This is a genomic window from Bacteroidota bacterium (assembly GCA_013696965.1).
Taxonomy (GTDB): Bacteria; Bacteroidota; Bacteroidia; order JACCXN01; family JACCXN01; genus JACCXN01.
Map to the genome: position 1 here is coordinate 42,506 of JACCXN010000057.1, position 19,802 is coordinate 62,307.

General features: G+C 33.5%; 19 protein-coding genes. 16 read left to right on the forward strand and 3 right to left on the reverse strand.

The window, feature by feature from the left end; genetic code table 11:
• Positions 1-26 precede the first annotated feature (26 nt).
• Entirely contained in the window at positions 27-1,451 is a 1,425-nt protein-coding gene (locus H0V01_08825; GenBank protein ID MBA2583470.1) for a hypothetical protein, read from the reverse strand.
• A 169-nt stretch (positions 1,452-1,620) separates the two neighbouring features.
• Between H0V01_08825 and H0V01_08830 the strand changes: the two genes are divergently transcribed.
• The 5 genes from H0V01_08830 to H0V01_08850 all read left to right on the forward strand — a co-directional run bounded on the left by H0V01_08830 (position 1,621) and on the right by H0V01_08850 (position 7,569).
• Positions 1,621-1,890, forward strand: coding sequence for a type B 50S ribosomal protein L31 (locus H0V01_08830; protein ID MBA2583471.1), 270 nt, complete (start codon positions 1,621-1,623; stop codon positions 1,888-1,890).
• Positions 1,891-2,016: 126 nt separating this feature from the next.
• Positions 2,017-3,237, forward strand: a complete 1,221-nt coding sequence (locus H0V01_08835) for a GlmU family protein (GenBank protein ID MBA2583472.1) — start codon at positions 2,017-2,019, stop codon at positions 3,235-3,237.
• 141 nt (positions 3,238-3,378) lie between these two features.
• Positions 3,379-5,820 (forward strand): endopeptidase La, encoded by a 2,442-nt coding sequence (lon, locus tag H0V01_08840; GenBank protein ID MBA2583473.1) that lies wholly within the window; start codon positions 3,379-3,381, stop codon positions 5,818-5,820.
• A gap of 225 nt (positions 5,821-6,045) precedes the next feature.
• Positions 6,046-6,411, forward strand: coding sequence for a hypothetical protein (locus tag H0V01_08845; GenBank protein MBA2583474.1), 366 nt, complete (start codon positions 6,046-6,048; stop codon positions 6,409-6,411).
• 357 nt (positions 6,412-6,768) lie between these two features.
• Entirely contained in the window at positions 6,769-7,569 is an 801-nt protein-coding gene (locus H0V01_08850) for a GNAT family N-acetyltransferase (protein MBA2583475.1), read from the forward strand.
• Positions 7,570-7,606: 37 nt separating this feature from the next.
• Here H0V01_08850 and H0V01_08855 read toward each other — a convergent pair whose 3' ends face one another.
• The gene (locus H0V01_08855) at positions 7,607-8,056 is read right to left on the reverse strand and encodes an FKBP-type peptidyl-prolyl cis-trans isomerase (protein MBA2583476.1); all 450 of its coding nucleotides are present in this window, start codon (positions 8,054-8,056) and stop codon (positions 7,607-7,609) included.
• A gap of 171 nt (positions 8,057-8,227) precedes the next feature.
• A complete protein-coding gene (locus tag H0V01_08860; protein ID MBA2583477.1) occupies positions 8,228-9,046 on the reverse strand; it encodes an alpha/beta fold hydrolase in 819 nt (272 codons plus the stop codon).
• Positions 9,047-9,506: 460 nt separating this feature from the next.
• On the opposite strand from H0V01_08860, the gene H0V01_08865 reads away from it, so the two are divergent.
• The 11 genes from H0V01_08865 (at position 9,507) to H0V01_08915 (ending at position 19,707) form a co-directional block, all read left to right on the forward strand.
• Entirely contained in the window at positions 9,507-11,051 is a 1,545-nt protein-coding gene (locus tag H0V01_08865) for an aromatic amino acid lyase (GenBank protein ID MBA2583478.1), read from the forward strand.
• 16 nt (positions 11,052-11,067) lie between these two features.
• A complete protein-coding gene (fabG, locus tag H0V01_08870) occupies positions 11,068-11,796 on the forward strand; it encodes a 3-oxoacyl-ACP reductase FabG (GenBank protein ID MBA2583479.1) in 729 nt (242 codons plus the stop codon).
• 39 nt (positions 11,797-11,835) lie between these two features.
• Positions 11,836-13,062: a beta-ketoacyl-[acyl-carrier-protein] synthase family protein gene (locus H0V01_08875; GenBank protein ID MBA2583480.1), complete on the forward strand. Its 1,227-nt coding sequence runs from the start codon at positions 11,836-11,838 to the stop codon at positions 13,060-13,062.
• Positions 13,063-13,065: 3 nt separating this feature from the next.
• Positions 13,066-13,323: an acyl carrier protein gene (locus H0V01_08880; protein ID MBA2583481.1), complete on the forward strand. Its 258-nt coding sequence runs from the start codon at positions 13,066-13,068 to the stop codon at positions 13,321-13,323.
• Complete coding sequence (locus tag H0V01_08885; GenBank protein MBA2583482.1) at positions 13,323-14,201, forward strand: lysophospholipid acyltransferase family protein; 879 nt, start codon at positions 13,323-13,325, stop codon at positions 14,199-14,201. Before H0V01_08880 ends, H0V01_08885 begins: the two co-directional genes overlap by 1 nt.
• Positions 14,189-14,626, forward strand: coding sequence for a 3-hydroxyacyl-ACP dehydratase (locus tag H0V01_08890; protein MBA2583483.1), 438 nt, complete (start codon positions 14,189-14,191; stop codon positions 14,624-14,626). The genes H0V01_08885 and H0V01_08890 overlap by 13 nt, the downstream gene beginning before the upstream one ends.
• A gap of 9 nt (positions 14,627-14,635) precedes the next feature.
• Positions 14,636-15,289 (forward strand): hypothetical protein, encoded by a 654-nt coding sequence (locus tag H0V01_08895; protein ID MBA2583484.1) that lies wholly within the window; start codon positions 14,636-14,638, stop codon positions 15,287-15,289.
• 4 nt (positions 15,290-15,293) lie between these two features.
• Positions 15,294-15,710: an acyl-CoA thioesterase gene (locus H0V01_08900; GenBank protein ID MBA2583485.1), complete on the forward strand. Its 417-nt coding sequence runs from the start codon at positions 15,294-15,296 to the stop codon at positions 15,708-15,710.
• A gap of 12 nt (positions 15,711-15,722) precedes the next feature.
• Positions 15,723-16,877, forward strand: coding sequence for a beta-ketoacyl synthase (locus tag H0V01_08905; GenBank protein MBA2583486.1), 1,155 nt, complete (start codon positions 15,723-15,725; stop codon positions 16,875-16,877).
• 15 nt (positions 16,878-16,892) lie between these two features.
• Entirely contained in the window at positions 16,893-17,966 is a 1,074-nt protein-coding gene (locus H0V01_08910; GenBank protein MBA2583487.1) for a class I SAM-dependent methyltransferase, read from the forward strand.
• A 142-nt stretch (positions 17,967-18,108) separates the two neighbouring features.
• On the forward strand, positions 18,109-19,707 hold the full coding sequence (locus H0V01_08915; protein MBA2583488.1) for an NAD(P)/FAD-dependent oxidoreductase: 1,599 nt from the start codon (positions 18,109-18,111) through the stop codon (positions 19,705-19,707).
• Positions 19,708-19,802 lie beyond the last annotated feature (95 nt).

Sequence of the window (19,802 nt, forward strand, 5' to 3'; positions counted from 1 at the left end):
TAAATCAAGTTTGAACAATACTTGAACTAAGGAGTGAATTCGAAAGCTCCGAGATCTGGATTTCCACTTCGGATATTGCCATTAATATCAGTAATTAAAACACCAGTTACAAAGGTGGGGGAACCTTTTTCAATTGCAAAAGAATTGGGTTTAAGGCTGAAATCACCTTTGGTAATATCTGTGAATTGTGGATCTTCATTTTTATAAACAAGTGATCCTGAAAGCTCTTTTGCAGTTCTAACCAGTGTGTAATTAAAGCCATAGTTAAAATCAACTCCCTGGCCTATGTCATCAACCAATACTTCATCCTCTAAACTTCCATAAATAATACTGTTGTTAAAATCAGCCTTATATAAAGGTGAGGCATAAACCTGTTGGTTCTGGTCTTTATAATAATTCAATACCATTACGGAAGGTGTTTTTCTTGTTCCTTGATTCCAGTAATTTGCAAAAGTACAATGGTTAAATTCATAATATCCGCCCATTGTAAGCTCTGCTGCATACAATCCACAATTAGATATTACAGTGTTTCCAGCTTGTATTTTATAAAAACGACTAAATATTCCGCTCCTTGACATGTTCTTGATTATTGAATTATTCAGAGTCAATTGATTGCCCATAAAACCTTCGAGAGTCTCGGCCTGAATGCCGATTAATCCGTTTTTAATAATGGCATAATTGAATTCATTGTCAATGCTTCCTTCATTCAACCAAATCCTGTCCCATTGACCTGGAATTTCCTTATAATAAGGTTCAAGCCTGTCTCCTTGAAATACAACGGGTAAATCCTGAGTTCCATTTACCTTTATAGAACCTCCTTTATAAACCCACAATCCTGAATTATTGTGAAAGTGGATTTGGGTACCCTGCTCAATTGTTAGTTTGCATAAAGAGTCTATTACAGCATATCCATAAATTACATGTGGAATATTATTGGTCCAGGTAGTATCGCATACAATTGAAAATGGGGGTAAACCTTGCAAATATGTATCAGGTCTTATATAATGTGCATTTTGTCCCCAAGCTACAAGGTTTACATCCTGTTGGTTTCCATTTGTTTCAAAAAGTATGGAATCAGTAACAATTAATGGACTGTTACTATTTAAAGGATCAACAGTAACTTCAACAAAAAGAAAAATGCTATCCTTGGCTAATATTTCCAGATCTTTAACTGAGGGGCCAGGTATTCCGTCCACGTTAAATCTGTAAGGGGATGCATTTCCATGCCCAAGTCGAATGTTTGAAACAATAACTTTGCTATTGTTGTTGTTATATATTTTCAATTGTTTTGTTGAAGATCCAATGCTGGTGAAAACTGTATCAAAAAGTACAGTATCCATTGAAAAACTTAACTTTGCTGACGGGTCAGTCAATGTTTTATCCCTGCGGCAGGAGCATGTAAACATCACAAGGAGAAACAAAAATAATAAGTATGGGATGATTGATCTCATGAGAATTTAATGGGGCAAAGATAATGTTCGATGTAATACGTTTTTATTGAATTATTATTATAGATGGAATAAATGATAAAAAACTCTTTGTAATAGTAAAAAAATAATTATATATTTGCAGCCCTTTAAAAAAATAATAGGCACAATCCTTTAAAGACAAAATATTAAAATGAAAAAAGGTATACACCCGGAATCATACCGCTTAGTGGTATTCAAAGATTTATCAAACGAATATACGTTTATTACTAAATCAACAGCAATTACAAATGACACCATTACCATGGAAGATGGTAATGAATATCCTTTAATTAAACTGGAAATTTCTCACACTTCCCACCCTTATTATACCGGTAAAATGAAATTGGTTGATACTGCAGGACGTGTTGATAAATTCCGTAGCAGGTATAAAAAATATAAAGAAGAAGAAGGCGAGAAATAATTTCTTGTTTCATTTTAAATCTTTAAATAGCTGCTTCTTTAGGCAGCTATTTTTGTTTACTTTCGGAAAATTATATGCTCTCTTTTAACATGTAATCAATCTATTTTATAAAATAAATTCAGGTTAATGAATATAATTTTATTTGATGACAAATCAGCAGATGATTTGCTCCCATTAACATATACAAGACCTGTTGCAGATATTCGCATAGGAATTCTTACTATCCGCGAAAAATGGGAATTTCTTTTTAATTCCAAAACATCAACAATTACAAGAGATTACCTGCAAAAAAAATTTCCAATGATTATTGGAAAGCAAAATCTGTTAATCAACGCTTCAATAGGTCCTTTACCTGAACATTTTGAAGAAATATTAAAATTGGAAGCATCACAACAACTTATTTATGATGATTGTGTAATTGCTATTCGATTAACAGATGAAGAATTAAGAACCCTTCTTGAGAATGTGAATAAGCCATTTAAAGAATTAATTGAATTGACAGGTTTTCTTAAAATTCGATCTAATTATAAACCCATTAGAATTCAAAATCCCTGGGATATTTTCACTCAAAATGGCCACGCCTTGTATTTGGATTTCCAGGCACTGACAAAAGGGCGTGTATCACAAGTTATTTCTAAAGACAACCAAATTATTGGAGAAGAAAATGTTTTTGTTGAGGAGGGAGCTAAAATTTCTTGTTCAGTTATTAATGCATTATCAGGTCCCGTGTATATTGGGAAAAATGCCGAAATAATGGAAGGAAGTTTGATTCGTGGGCCATTTGCCCTTTGTGAGGAATCAACTTTAAAAATGGGGGCTAAAATTTATGGTCCAACAACCATAGGGCCTCATTCAAAGATAGGAGGAGAGGTTAATAATTCTGTTGTTTTAGGATATTCTAATAAAGCTCACGATGGTTTTCTTGGAAATTCGGTAGTTGGGGAATGGTGCAATCTAGGTGCAGATACCAATACATCCAATCTGAAAAACAATTACAGCCAGGTTCAGGTTTGGAGTCACTCTAAGGAATCAAATATTCACACGGGGCTTCAGTTTTGTGGCTTGTTAATGGGCGATCATTCTAAAACAGGTATTAATACAATGCTTAATACAGGGACTGTGGTAGGAGTGAATGCAAATGTTTTCGGAGCTGATTTCCCCCCTAAATTCATTCCTTCATTTTCATGGGGAGGTGCAAACGGATTAACTGAATTTTCCATTGAAAAGGCCCAGGAAGTGGCCGCAAGGGTTTATGAGAGAAGAAAAATCACTTTTGATATTAATGAACAGGAGATTTTGACCGAAATCTTCAACATTACAAGAGAGCAAAGGAAACTGCACACTTGACATTTTAACATAGTTTTATTCTTGGTACAAGAATTGAAACCCATAGGCTTGTATTTTAATAGCAAGATTTACCATAATTTTTACTCCGGTTTTTACTATAAATGCTGGAAATAAATCATTGATACTGACAAATTGACTGATATGAACGAGTTCGATAATATATTTCATTTTACAAATATGATAGAAGAAGATGCAGAATATATCCCTTTATTAAGTTCGGAGGATGAAGAGCAGATGAATTCGGAAGAAACTCCAGAAACACTTCCTATACTTCCCCTGAGAAACACCGTTTTGTTTCCTGGAGTGGTAATACCTATAACTGTTGCAAGAGATAAATCAATTAAATTGATTAAGGATGCATATAAAGGCGATAGAACCATAGGAGTTGTATCGCAAAAAGACGACACAGTTGAGAATCCATTATTTGAAGATTTAAATTCTGTTGGAACCATTGCAAAAATCATTAAAACTTTACGGATGCCCGATGGTAGTACTACTGCTATTATCCAGGGCAAAAAAAGATTTTTTTTGCAAGAATCCATACAAACTGATCCTTATTTAAAAGCTAAGGTTTCACCTTTTGAAAAAAAGCTTCCCATTCCTAAAGATAAAGAGTTTACTGCCCTTTTCGCCACATTAAAAGATACTGCTTTACAAATAATAAAGCAATCACCTCATATTCCTTCTGATGCAGGTTTTGCACTCAAAAATATTGACAGTCCTTCTTTTTTGATCAATTTCATTTCCTCTAATATGAATGCAATTGTTGCCAATAAGCAAAAAATGCTTGAGGTAGTTGATTTGAGAGAAAGGGCAACAATGGTGCTGAAGTATCTTACTGATGAATTGCAAATGCTTGAATTAAAAAATCAAATACAGTCTAAGGTAAAAGTTGATATTGATAAGCAACAAAGGGAATATTTTCTTCATCAACAAATTAAAACTATCCAGGAAGAATTAGGAGGCAACGGACTTGATGAGGAAATAGATGAAATGCGCAAGATTGCTTCCAAAAAGAAGTGGAGTAAGGAAGTTGCACTAACCTTTAATAAAGAAATTGATAAGCTCCAAAGAATGAATCCTGCTTCTGCAGAATATTCTGTTCAGATCAATTACCTTGAAACTTTACTTGATTTACCCTGGAATGAATTTACTAAGGATAAATTCGATTTGAAAAGAGCAAAAAAAATACTTGATCAGGATCATTATGGCCTGGAAAAAGTGAAGGAAAGAATTCTTGAATACCTTGCTGTTTTGAAATTAAAAGGAGATATGAAATCTCCTATTTTGTGTTTTTATGGTCCTCCTGGAGTGGGTAAAACTTCGCTGGGAAAATCAATTGCTAAAGCACTTGGAAGAAAATATTTGCGCATGTCACTTGGAGGACTTAGGGATGAGGCTGAAATAAGAGGGCATAGGAAAACATACATTGGCGCTATGCCCGGGAGGATAATTCAAAATCTAAAAAAAGTAAAAACTTCCAATCCTGTTTTCGTTCTTGATGAAGTAGATAAAGTAGGAAGAGATTCTCATTCCGATCCTTCCTCTGCCTTGCTAGAGGTGTTGGATCCTGAACAAAACAATAATTTTCATGATAATTTTTTAGAACTGGATTATGACTTATCCAGGATAATGTTTATTGCAACTGCAAATTCACTATCATCTATTCAGCCTGCCCTGCGCGACAGAATGGAAATTATCGAAATTTCAGGTTATTCAACGGAAGAAAAAATTGAAATTGCAAAAAAACACCTTCTCCCTAAACAACTCGAGGAGCATGGTCTTAAAAAAGGTGACCTTGTATTGAGCCTCAACAATTTACAGTTACTTATTGAAGATTATACTGCAGAATCTGGAGTTAGGTTACTGGATAAGGTAATTGCCAAAGTAGTGAGAAACATAGCAAAACATGTTGCTATGGGTGAGAAACCAGCCAATAAGCTAACTGAACTACAACTTAAAAAAATATTAGGCCCTGCTCACTCAAAGGATAAATATGCAGGTAATGATGTAGCAGGGGTTGTTACAGGCCTTGCCTGGACATCAGTTGGTGGCGATATTTTGTTTATTGAAACCAGTTTAAGCAAAGGAAAAGGGAAGCTAACCCTTACAGGAAACCTGGGTGATGTTATGAAGGAATCAGCAATTATTGCTTTGGAATATTTAAAATCACATGCTGCTAAAATCGGTATAAACCAGGATGTGTTTGATAAATGGAATGTTCACATTCACGTTCCTGAAGGAGCTACCCCTAAAGATGGTCCTTCTGCTGGAATTACTATGTTAACTGCATTGGCTTCTGCTTTTACACAAAGAAAAGTAAAGAAAAATTTAGCTATGACAGGTGAAATAACCCTCAGAGGAATTGTTTTGCCCGTAGGTGGAATAAAAGAAAAAATTCTTGCGGCAAAAAGAGCTGGAATTAAAGAAATAATTCTCTCAGAAGCAAATAAAAAAGATATAGAAGAAATTAATCCGAATTACCTTACTGGATTGAAATTTATTTATGTAAAAGAAATGATTGAAGTTGTTCAAAAATCCTTACTTAAAGAAAAAGTAAGAGATGCAGTTTTGATTGAATAGTTATTGTTCCATTACAGGTATTATTTCAAATCAATATAAAACAACCTTAACACTTAAATTATCCTGCATGGAAATAGGTATAACCTATTATTCTGAAATAATTTTCCATTTGAAATTGTTAAATTTCAGATATTTATTTAATTTCACTGAATACTAACCTCAAAAAACACCATGAAAACTAGCTTTCAATTTTTTATAATAACTTCATTAATCATTGCAGGATTCATGAGTAATACAGCTTTTTCTCAAGAATTACGTAATTCAAGTGGAAGTAAAACAGGAAAAATAGAATCAGATGGAACTGTTCGTAATGACAGTGGTTCTAAAATAGGCAAAATCGATTCAGATGGCTCTATTCGTAATTCAAGTGGGAGCAAAATAGGAAAATTAGATTCTGATGGAACTATACGTAATGGAAGTGGTAGTAAAATTGGCAAATTGGATTCAGACGGGACTGTTCGTAATGATAGCGGATCAAAAATAGGATCCATTGAATCAGATGGTACACTTAGAAACGCAAGTGGCAGCAAAATTGGAAGTGCAGGAGGTGTGAAAAAAGAATGGGCAGCAGTTACCTTCTTCTTTTATTAATACTAAATTATTTTTTTTGTTTAAACGATTATTTGTCTAAAACATTAATCCATTATTGCCATTAAATGTGCAAAACAGCTGTTCCCACTTAATTTTGAGAATTAGAGTTTGCACATTTGATGGCTTTTTCTTTTCCTCCTATTCACTATCCTGAATCATTTTACCAGAGTCTAAAGCAATAATTAAGATTATAATAAAAAGGAATGAAATAAATTATAAATCTATAATTATATTCCATAGAAAGGTTTAGTGCAGCTTAAGTTTTAATTTAGATGTAATTCTGCCTTGTTTTTTTAAATCCACAAGTGTTATTTAAGTTTTGAAAACAATATTCAAAGTGAATAAAAAATAGAAAAATTGAAAATACAAACATTACAAAATAGCGAAATAGGTTTACTAAAGGGCCTACAACCAGATGGATGGCAAGATATAATTCCAATTTTTGATTTTTATACCCAGACAGATTTTTGTTTTCCAGTGAAGGTAACTATAAACAATAAAATTGTAGGTATAGGAGCAGGCATTGTTCATAATAATATTGCTTGGTTGGGGCATATTATTGTTCATTCAGATAATAGAAACAAGGGTATTGGAAAACTAATAACCCAATCTTTGATTGAGCTTATGAAAACAAAGCACTGTGAACCAATTTATTTAATAGCCACTGACCTTGGCGCTTCTTTATATGAAAGAATTGGTTTTGAAACAGAAACTGAATATATGTTTTTTAAGGATATTAATAAGAAACCAAATTGGCTGGTATCAAAAAATATCAAACCAATTACCAAGGATTTTCATGAACAAATTTACTTTATAGACAAAATAAATTCAGGGGAAGACAGGATTTTTCATATTCAGAAATACTTTTCCAGGGGCTTTGTATATCTTCATGAAAAGGTTGTTGAAGGTTACTATTTGCCAACTTTTGGAGAAGGTTTAATTATTGCAAATAGACCCACTGCAGGACTTGAACTTATGAAAATGCGATTATTAACAAAAGATAATGCTGCTTTCCCAATTGATAATTTAAATGCAATTGAATTCATGCATCAGCATAATTACCAGGAATTTAAGAGAGCGAAAAGGATGAGATTTGGGTCCAAACAAAATTGGTTCCCTGAAAATATTTACAATAGGATTGCTGGAAATCTTGGTTAATTATTAATGTTAAACCTTAGCCAGTGATTTTCATTAATTAATGTACATCTATTAAATGTATATCAAAAATCAATACACTTGAAGCAGGTATTCCATTTCTTGCCTGATTACCATACCCTAATGCTGATGGTATTAGCAATCTGCCTTTGCCTCCTTTTCTGAAATATGGAACTCCCTCTGTCCATCCCAATATTACCTGGCTTAGATTGAATTTTATTCCTGAGGAATTACTTTGATCAAACACTTTTTCATCAACAAAATATCCTTTATATGCTACTGTAACAGTTGAAGAAGAACTAGGAGAGATTCCTGTACCAATGGAATCAATTATGTAATAAAGTCCACTTTCTGTTTTTGTAGCATTTAAACTGTTTTTTTCCAAATAAGCAATTATTTTTTCATCATCCACTTGAGCTTGTGTTTTTACATTCTTTTTGCAGGCGCAAAAAACAAAAAGGGTCAAAAGAAGAAGTATTATCCGGGCCATGGGTTGATTTTTAATCTGTAATATTGCAAATATAGTTTTTTACAAATTATCCTAACATTCAGATGGTACTATTTATAACAGTATATCAATTAATTTGCAGTTATTATTGAATTTAATTCGCGAGTTGAATAATATACAAAGGGAATAAAAGTAGATTTTGTCTGAGTTCCTTTAATTATTGTTTTTATTGGAAAGTATAAGCAAACTGTCTGTTTTTTCTATGTATTCTTTTTCATAATAAAAAATAGCGCGGCAATGTTCCCCATTTATTTTCCATAATTCTTTTGGTTCAACTGCATCTTCAAATAATTGTTCACTCATTGACATTAAACAAACCTGATCTTCATAACTATGTATTATTAATTTCTGCATATTTTTTATTTCCTTTATTGCTTCAAGAGCGCTATAGGGTGCACGAACAAGCAATTTTGCGAGTGGTTTAATCTTATCTGGAACAAATCTTATTGCAATATTTTTATGCGAAGAAAAGGCTCCTTCAATTATTAGGACATCAATTTTATCCTGGTTTCTTTTGGCTATTTCTACGGCTAAATTCCCTCCCATTGAATGGCCCATAAGTACTATTTTCAAATTTTCAGTTTTGTTGTTATTTACTAAATAATCCAAAAACAATTGACTGTCCTTTAATAAATTCTTGTGCGAAGGTTTTCCTTCAGATTTACCATATCCCTCATAGTCAAAGAGCAGAACATTGTAGCCGTGATCTGCAAATGGTTTAACCCTGTGGATCCAGGTACTAACATTGCCGCCATTGCCATGAAGAAATATGATATTAGCCTTTGCAATCCTTTTAGATGGCCTTAATATTATTCCGTGGAGTTTTTTATTTTTATGGTTTGTTATTTCTACCTCCTCATAATTTATTCCTTGAATTTCAACATAAGGAGTACTTGTAAAATAAAAGAAATGATTGAAAGAGCATGATGAGAGAACAAAGCACCCAATTATTATCAAAAGTATTTTTTTCATAACATTACCGATCTCGTTTACCAAATCAATTCACTTTATATGCCAAGCAGAATATTTTAAATAATATATAGTGATTGCAGAATCCTCAAAAACATTAAAAATGAATGGTTCGCCTGTACTATGAATTAATAAACAATAGAGAATATACTGGATTTATTAAATCAGTTTAATTAGGAATGATACTAAGTATAGAAATTAATGGATATATTGTGGATTCGTTTTCTCAAATAACTTATTGTATTCAACATTTAGTTAAATTTTTCTTGATGTAAACACAATTTTCATTGATTTTTACATATTAATCAAATGGAAATGAACGTTGTTCTTGTTTTGAATGAATAAAAAATCTATTTTAGCCCCTTTTTTAAATTCAAAAACTAAAGTATGAGGTAGTTAAGCCAATAAGATTACTTCGTTTTTTATATTATTCAACAGTACATAAAAGAGATAATAATTTCCAATGATTTCTATAGGTGAACAACAACTGACTATAAGCGATATTTATGCTATTCTTTTTGAAGAACAAAAGATTAAATTGTCGGAAAAAGCATTAAAAAAAGTCAATGAGAGTTATTTGTTTTTAAACGAATTTTCAAAAGGGAAGCTTATTTACGGCATAAACACTGGTTTTGGGCCTATGGCTCAATATAAAATAGCCGACAAGGATTTAAGACAATTACAATATAATCTTATTCGTAGTCACTGCTCTGGTTCTGGAAATTTATTATCTGATGATGATTTAAAATCCACCATGATTGTTCGCCTTGTTTCATTAATGCGTGGATATTCAGGAGTAAATAAGGAATTGGTAGAGCTGCTTCGTGAGCTAATAAACAAAGGAATTTTACCCTGTATATATGAACATGGTGGGGTAGGAGCAAGTGGGGATTTGGTACAACTTGCGCATTTAGCACTTACATTAATTGGGGAGGGAGAAGTAGTATACAATGGGAAAGTTTCTGATGCTGCAAGCGTATACAAAAAAGAAAAGCTTAAACCACTTACAATTCATAAAAGAGAGGGTATAGCGGTTCTTAATGGAACTTCTGCTATGTCTGGAATTGGTGCGATAAATTTAATATATGCCAGAAAATTACTGAATTGGTCAGTTGCCTTTTCAACCATTATAAATGAAATTGTTGAAGCCTTTGATGATCATTTTTCAACAGAACTGAATGGGGTAAAGCATCATGTTGGCCAACAAAAAGTGGCTGCGGCAATGCGTAAGATTGTTGGAAAGAGTAAATTAATTAAAAAACGATCTGATACTTTATATCAAAGTAAAAATATAGAACAGCAGGATATTGTAAAGGAAAAAGTGCAGGAGTATTATTCCCTTAGATGCGTACCTCAAATACTCGGACCTGTTTATGATTCAATTGTTTATGCCGAACAAGTGGTAATGAATGAGGTTAATTCTGTAAATGACAACCCCATAATTGATTGTGAAAATCAGGATGTTTTTCATGGAGGAAATTTTCATGGTGATTATGTTGCCCTTGAAATGGATAAATTAAAGATTGCTGTTACAAAACTTGCGATGCTTTCCGAACGCCAGTTAAATTACTTGCTTAATGATAAACTCAATCAAAAACTACCTCCATTTCTTAATCTTGGTAAACTTGGTTTAAATTATGGTATACAAGGCATGCAGTTTACTGCAACATCTACCACTGCAGAGTGTCAAACACTTTCTATGCCTGCATATATTCACAGTATCCCTAATAATAATGACAACCAGGATGTTGTAAGCATGGGTACCAATGCAGCTTTAATTACCAGGAAGGTAATAGAAAACACTTTTGAGGTTCTTTCCATACACGCTATTGCTGTTGTTCAGGCTGTAGATGGATTAGAATGTTCCAACCGACTTTCCCCTTTTTCAAAGAAAATCTACAATGAAATAAGAAAAATATGCCCTGTAATTCTTGAAGACAGACCAATGTACAAGGACATTAAAAAAGTCAGGGAGTATTTGAAAAAGGAAAAAATCAATATAGTATAAATTCAAATTTACAAAAGTGAAATACGCATTAGTTACAGGAGGATCAAGAGGAATAGGCAGGGCAGTATGTATAAGACTTGCTCAAATGCAATTCAATATTTTATTGAATTATAAAAGCAACGACACCGAGGCTGAAAAAACAAAACAAATGATTGAGTCACAAGGTGTGGTGTGCGAACTGCTGAAATTTGATGTTTCCAGTAAGCAACAAGCAGATGATGTGCTTGCAGGATGGATTGAAAACAATAAGGATAAGATTATTGAAGTTCTTGTTAACAATGCTGGAGTAAGAGAAGATAATTTACTGATGTGGATGACAGAAGCTCAGTGGAAGAATGTGATTTCTACCAGCCTTGACTCATTTTTTTATGTTACAAGACATGTGGTAAATCAAATGCTCGTGAAAAAATATGGCAGAATAATTAATATGGTCTCGCTTTCCGGATTAAAAGGATTGCCAGGACAAACAAATTATTCAGCTGCTAAAGCAGGTTTAATTGGGGCTACCAAAGCCCTTGCACAAGAAGTGGCCAGAAGGGGAGTTACTGTAAATGCACTTGCACCAGGTTTTATTGAAACTGAAATGACTGCAGATCTGGATGAAAAACAGTTATCAGCCTTGGTTCCTATGAAAAGATTTGGTAAGGCTGAGGAAGTAGCAGAGGCAGTTGCCTTTTTCGCATCTCCTGGTTCATCCTACATTACAGGTGAGGTATTAAATATTAATGGTGGCCTTTATTCATAATTAATTTAAACAAGAGATAAAAAAGTAAATTTAATTGTCATGAAAAGAGTAGTGATAACAGGTATGGGAATATATTCCTGCATCGGAAAAGATATGGAGCAGGTAAGAGATTCCTTATTTAATGGAAAATCTGGGATTATACTTGATCAATCCAGAAAGGAATTTGGTTATCGTTCAGGACTTACTGGCCTTGTTGAAAGGCCTCCTCTAAAGGGAGTATTGGACAGAAGAGCCAGGATAATGTTACCAGAACAAGGAGAATTTGCATATATAGCTACCTTGGAGGCATTAAAAAACGCAGGTTTAGATCAAACATATCTTGATGAGAATGAGGTTGGAATCATTTATGGGAATGATAGTTCCGCAAAGCCTGTTATGGAAGCCATTGATATAATACGGGAAAAAAAAGACACTATGCTTGTTGGTAGTGGTTCTGTTTTTCAAACGATGAATTCAACCGTAACAATGAATCTTTCTACAATATTCAGGCTTAGGGGGATTAATTACACTATTAGCGCTGCTTGCGCAAGCGGCTCTCATGCCATTGGTACGGGTTATAATTTTATTCGTACAGGCCAGCAGGATATGATTGTTTGTGGGGGTGCTCAGGAAGTAAATATTTATTCAATGGGAAATTTTGATGCCCTGTCTGCTTTTTCCATAAGAGAACATGAACCTACAAAAGCTTCTCGTCCTTTTGATAGAGCAAGAGATGGTTTAGTTCCTAGCGGAGGTGCTGCTACTGTTATTTTGGAAAGCCTTGAATCGGCTCTTAAAAGAGGGGCAAACATATTAGGAGAAGTAATAGGCTATGGATTTTCATCTAATGGCGGGCATATTTCCAATCCTACTGTAGATGGGCCTGTGAAAGCTTTGGCAATGTCCATGAAGGATTCTGGTATTACTGCTGATCAAATAGATTATATTAATGCCCATGCAACATCAACCCCTGTGGGTGATTCGAGTGAAGCAAAAGCAATTGATGCAGTATTTAATCAATCAAGACCTCCAGTAAGTTCTACAAAATCAATGACCGGGCATGAATGCTGGATGGCAGGGGCAAGCGAAATTGTTTACTCAATGATTATGATGAAAGAAGGTTTCATTGCTCCTAATATCAATTTTGAAAATCCTGATGAAGATTCTGCGCGTTTAAATATTATTGATAAAACTTTGGATAAAAATATTAATGTATTTTTGTCCAATTCGTTCGGATTTGGCGGGACAAACTCCTCGCTTATTATTAAAAAATGGGAAAAGATATAAAAAATGGAAAAAAAAGAAATCATAGAAAAAATCAATAGTTTTTTGGTTGAAGAATTTGAAGTAGAGTATGAAAAAATTAGTCCAGAGGCAAACTTACGGGAGACCCTTGAACTGGATAGCCTGGATTATATCGATTTAGTTGTTGTTATTGAAAGTAACTTTGGATTTAAAGTACAAGCAGAAGATTTTACAGGCATTCAGACCTTTGAAAATTTCTACGATTATGTGTTATCCAAAGTTGAGCAAAAAGAATCAATATAATGCCTCAATGGCAGGGGAAATCCAAGGGAGGATCTGCTGGATACAAATTTTTTGTATTCCTGATTAAAACATTTGGAATAAGTTTTTCTTATTTTTTTCTGCGCTTTGTAACACTTTATTATTTTTTCTTTTCGGCAGAAACTTCAAGGCATATACTTGATTTTTACCAAAACAAATTGAAGTTTAGCTGGTTCAGATCGAGGATTAAGCTTTATCAGAATTATTACATGCTTGGTCAAACCTTAATTGATAAAATAGCGGTGATGGCCAAAATCCCAACCAATTTTAGTTTTGATTTTGATGGCGAGCATAACCTGCGCGAGATGGTTTCTTTGAAAAAAGGAGGATTGTTACTTAGCGGGCATGCAGGAAATTGGGAGGCCGCAGGCCACTTATTACAAAGGCTCAATACCAGAATTAACATTGTAATGTATGATGGGGAGGACGCCCAAATCAAAAAATATATGGATGAGGTTACCGGCCAAAAAACATTCCAGATTATTTTTGTAAAAGAGGACCTTTCCCATATTTATAAAATCAATCAGGCCTTGGCCTCCAATGAACTTGTATGTATTCATGCTGACAGGTTTTTGCCGGAGAATAAAACCCTCTCCACCGAATTTTTTGGGAGTTTAGCTCGTTTTCCCGAAGGTCCCTTCCTTTTAGCCCTTAAACTTAAGGTGCCTATTGTTTATGTTTATGCTTTTAAGGAAAGTAATTCTCATTATCATTTTTATTCTACAAAAATAAAGTATTTTTACCAGCACAATGGCGATTCAATTCAAAGCGTATTGAATGATTTTGCCTTAGATTTTCAGGGAATGGTAAAAAAGTATCCTGAACAATGGTTTAACTATTATGACTTTTGGCAACAATAAATATGCTGGCTTCTGGTATTGAAATTTTAGAATTTATCCCCCAACGTTCACCTATGGTAATGATAGATAAACTGTTGTTTTCTAATAATGAAAAAACAGTTTCAGGACTTTCCATTGATGAGGATTGTATTTTCTGCGAAAACGGTCATTTATCTGAAAGCGGATTGGTTGAAAATATTGCTCAAACCGCTGCTGCTGGCGTTGGTTATCTTTGCAAAATGGAGAATAAAAAAGTTCCAATTGGCTTTATAGCTTCCATAAAAAATTTAAATGTTTTCCATCTCCCACATGCAAAAGATGAATTAAGAACAGAGGTTACAATTATTAACGAAGTAATGGATGTTACAATCATTAATGGTACAGTACATTGTAAGGAAATACTAATGGCTGAATGTGAAATGAGGATATTTATTAAACCTGATTGAAAAAATAGTATGATGAATTTTTTTCCATGTAACTTTTTTATCCTTGTACTTTTTGCTACGTTTTCAAATTCATTGGAGGCGCAAACCATCAAGGATATATTTTTACCTGAAACCCCAATAACATACCATGGAATAGATTTTTCAGAAACAAGGTATTTTGGTGAAGCAGGAACTGTTAGTAGTAGTGAAATGAAGATACTGACCAATAAAATCAATTTGTTGATTGTTTCCGAACCTGCAAAATTTAACCTTCTGAAAACTTTTTCTAAAAACAGGATTAACAATAATCTTACCTTAACGATTAAAATTAATGAGGAGCTTGATGAGGACAAAATTATCACCTATAATTACGCTGATTGTTCAAGACTAACACCACAGATTATTCAGTCCATGGTTTACAAATACAACTTTGATAATCCCACTGGCGTTGGTCTGGTTTTTATTATGGAAGGAATGAATAAAAGCATAGAACAAGCTTCAATTTGGGTTACTTTTTTTAACATGTTTGACAATACTGTGCTGTTAACTCAAAGGGTAAGCGGTAAGGCCTCTGGTATCTCATTTAGAAATCATTGGAGTAATTCGGTTCATAATATTTTTATAAAAATATACACCAGGGAATATAAAATGTGGAAAAAGGCTTATGGGCCTTCAAAAAAATAATACTATGTTATCTGAAATAACCGAGATTAAGGTAAGGTTTAATGAGGTAGATCCTTTGGGGATTACCTGGCATGGCCATTATTTGAGGTATTTTGAGGATGGACGTGAGGCATTTGGTGCTAAATATGGCTTAGGATATCTTGAAATGTACAAACTTGGTTTTGTTGTTCCAATTGTGAATATAAATTGCAATTATAAAAAATCACTACAATATGGGGATAAGGCAATTATTGAAACAACTTTTATTGATAATCCCGCTGCAAAGATAATTTTTGAATATAAAATTTACAATCCTGAAACACTTGAAATTATTTCTGTTGGAAAATCTGTCCAGGTTTTTTTAGATATTCATACAAAGCAATTACAGATTAAAACTCCAGAGTTTTTTGAAAATTGGAAAATCAATAACAATTTAATTTAATCGATTAAAGTAATGCAAAAGGTTTTTGTTGAGTCTCACAATATTTTATCTCCATTGGGAAACACAACACTTGAAAATTTTATTCAGGTTCAAAATGGTCATTCAGGTGTAAAACTTCACCATAGAAAGGATTTGCATGATGAAGGAATTTGGGCTTCTATTATTGGAGCGGGTCAATTTGAAGAAATAACTAAGGGTATCATTAATTGCAACAATTTCACTCGTTTTGAAAAGCTTTTAATAGCCTCCATAAATAATGCTTTAATAACTTCTTCTGTTGATTTATCCAGTAATGAAACTATTTTTATATTTTCAACCACAAAAGGAAGCATTGAATTGCTAGAAAAACAAGATGCTTCACCAGAACTTTATGAAAGGATGAGTTTACATAATTCCTGTTCACTGGTTTCAAATTATTTTAAAAATGAAAATAAACCAGTTATAATTTCGAATGCATGTGTATCTGGTGTCACTGCAATTTTATATGCAAGGCGAGTATTGGCTTCTGGAAGCTTTAAAAATGCTGTTATTGTTGGGGCTGATACCTTTAGTAAATTTGTATTTTCAGGATTTCTTTCTTTTCAAGCATTAAGTCAAGGAAGGTGTAGCCCATTTTCAAATAACAGGGATGGTATTAATTTAGGGGAAGCTGCAGCCACAATTATTATTACTACACAAGCTGAATACGTAGCACAAGGTGTAAAAATGGAAGTTCTCAATGGAGCTATAAGTAATGATTCCAATCATATTTCAGGTCCTTCAAGAACTGGTCAGGAGTTAAGCACTGCAATTGATAAGGCAATTCAATTATCAGGAATATCTGCTAAGGATATTGGTTTTATTTCAGCTCATGGAACTGCAACCTTGTTCAATGATGAAATGGAAGCCAAGGCTTTTAATTTATCCGGCCTGCAAAATACTCCTGTTAATAGTCTTAAGGGATATTTTGGACATACCCTGGGAGCAGCAGGTTTAGTTGAATCAATTATTAGTATTTTATCTTTAAAGCAAGGAATTGTAATTCCAACAGCTGGGTTTTCAGAATTGGGAGTTTCCCCTCCTATTAATGTGTGTAACAATAAAATTAATAATACAATGCGTTACTTCTTAAAAACTGCTTCCGGTTTTGGTGGTTGTAATGCTACTTTAGTTTTTTCTAAATCATAAATAAATACAAAAAAAATGAAATTTTTTAATAGTGATAATCGTACAGCTCTTGAAGCAATTGAATATGCTCAACACATCGCTTTTGCCCCTATTGTTTTCCAGGCTTCAATAGCACTAAGGGATTTGGGGATATTAACAATTATTGAAAAACAAGGAAAAGATGGAATAACAACTGAACAGGTTGTTGAGCTATCAGGACTAAAGCCTTACGGTGTAAGAGTTTTACTTGAGGCTGGTCTTGGAATCGGACTATTAACCATCGATGATAATTACAATTATTTTTTAACTAAAACCGGTTATTTCATTTTACAGGATGAAATGACAAAGGTGAATATGGACTTTGTTCAGGATATTTGTTACAAAGGGATGTTTGATTTAACTGGTTCAATTCAAACCGGCAAGCCCGAAGGACTAAAAACATTAGGTCCTTGGCCAACGGTTTATGAAGGACTTTCTGTTTTGCCTGAGAAAGAACAAAAAAGCTGGTTTAATTTCGATCATTACTATTCCAGTGATTCTTTTCCTCTTGTTCTACCACATGTATTTAAGGATAGCCCTAAAAAATTACTCGACATTGGTGGAAATACTGGTAAATGGTCACTTCAATGTGCGAAATACAATGAGCAGGTTCAAGTAACAATTGCAGATCTACCAGGACAGTTGAAAATGGCTCAGGCCAATATCGAAAGCCAGGGCCTTTCCTCCAGAGTTGGTTTTCATGAAATTAATATCCTTGATAAAAACGCTAAACTTCCTAAAGGTTTCGATGTTATCTGGATGAGCCAGTTTCTAGATTGTTTTTCCGAGGAAGAAATAATTTCTATTCTGGAAAGATGCTTTGAAGCTCTTGATGAAAACGGACAAGTATTTATTTTGGAGCCTTTCTGGGATAGGCAGAAGTATAAAGTTTCTGCATTTTGTCTTCAGATGACTTCCTTGTATTTTACCAATATAGCCAATGGGAATAGTCAAATGTATCATTCAGGTCTTTTTATAAAACTTGTTGAAAAAGCAGGATTCCATGTAATTGAGAAAATTGACAATATTGGAGTTAGTCACTCTTTGTTAAAATGCAGTAAGAAAAAATAAATTGATATTTTTAAAAAATTAGTAAAGAAAGCCCATTGTACTATAAGTATATATGGGTTTTACTTCATTTTTTTATTAAGCATTTATAGTGCAATTAAACTGAATTTTACCTGTATCTTTTTTAAGCCGGAAATCCTAGCTAATGAAAAATCTTTACACTTCTGATCTTGCCAATTCAAGCTATGATGCTATTGTTATAGGTTCGGGAATGGGAGGACTTACAACAGCTGTTTTTCTTGCCAAGTCAGGCAAAAAAGTTCTGGTTCTTGAAAAGCATTATGTTCCCGGAGGTTTTACCCATACATTTAAGCGGAAAAATTTTGTGTGGGATGTAGGTGTTCACTATGTTGGGCAGGTTAACCTAAAGGATGCATTATTACGTAAGGCTTTTGATTATATTAGTGAGGGAAAATTAAAATGGTCTGATATGGGCGAAATATACGATCAGGCTATTATTGAAGGGGATGTATATAATTTTAAAACCGGGGTTGAAAATCAAATCAATCAAATGATTGAATATTTTCCAGGGGAAGAAAAAGCCATTCGATCCTATTATGAATTGCTTCAAAAAATAAGTGGTAATTCAATCATGTTTTTTTCTGAACGCACTATGCCTGATTGGCTTAGTAGAACACTTGGATATTTTCTGCGCAAGGGATTTTATAAATATTCCAATCAAACCACATATGAAGTAATAAGCAAGCTAACTAAAAATCAAAAATTAATTGCAGTATTATGCGCCCAATGTGGTAATTATGGTTTGCCGCCTAAAAAAAGTAGTTTTGCAATACATGCAATGATTGTTGAACATTTTTTAGAAGGAGGAAATTATCCTACAGGTGGTTCTTCAAGCATACATAAAAGCCTTACTGATGTTATTGAATCACATGGTGGTAAGGTTGCCATAAAAGCAGCTGTGAAAAATATAATTATTAAAAATAATAAAGCCGTTGGGGTTGAAATGGAAAACGGGGATAGAATTCATGGCTTAAAAATTATAAGCAATGCAGGGGCGCATAACACCTTCAATAAATTAATACCAGTAGAATTACAAAAAACTGAAAACACAAAAGCATTAAACAAAATAAAGCCTTCGGTTTCCCATGTTTGTATTTATGTTGGATTAAATGCAAGTGACAAGGAATTAAAGCTACCCAAACACAATATCTGGTTATACGATAGTTATTACTTGGATGAAAAATTTCAGAAGCATCTGGATGGTGAAAATATAAAATCTCCCCTGGCTTATATTTCATTTCCATCTGCTAAAGATGCGGATTGGGAAAACAAGCATCCTGGAACATCCACCATCCAGGTTATAGGCTCATTTCCCTATGATGGAGTAAAATTTTGGGAAGATAAAAAATGGCAAAAACGTGGCCAGGATTACCATGCATTGAAGGAAGAAATAAAAAGCCATCTTCTTGAAAAGTTATATCAGGTATTGCCGCAAGTAAATGGCAAGGTTGAAATTTGTGAATTATCCACACCACTTTCAACAAAACATTTTAGTAATTACAAAAGGGGTGAAATTTATGGGTTGGAACATTCTCCTGAAAGATTTAAATTAGTGCAATTAAGACCCAAAACCAATTATAAAAACCTATATCTTACAGGTCAGGATATTGTCTGTGTTGGTGTTGGCGCTGCTCTTTTCTCTGGAATTATTACAGCGGTTTCAATTTTAAACAGGAATTTATTGTGGAGAATTATACGTTATAAAGTGCCACAAACAGAATGAAAAAATAGATTCTGTAAAATGTAATAAATCTTTAATAGAGTGGCATTTAAAGAAATAATAAGCCTAATTAATTCACCTAAAATAAAATCCCCTAG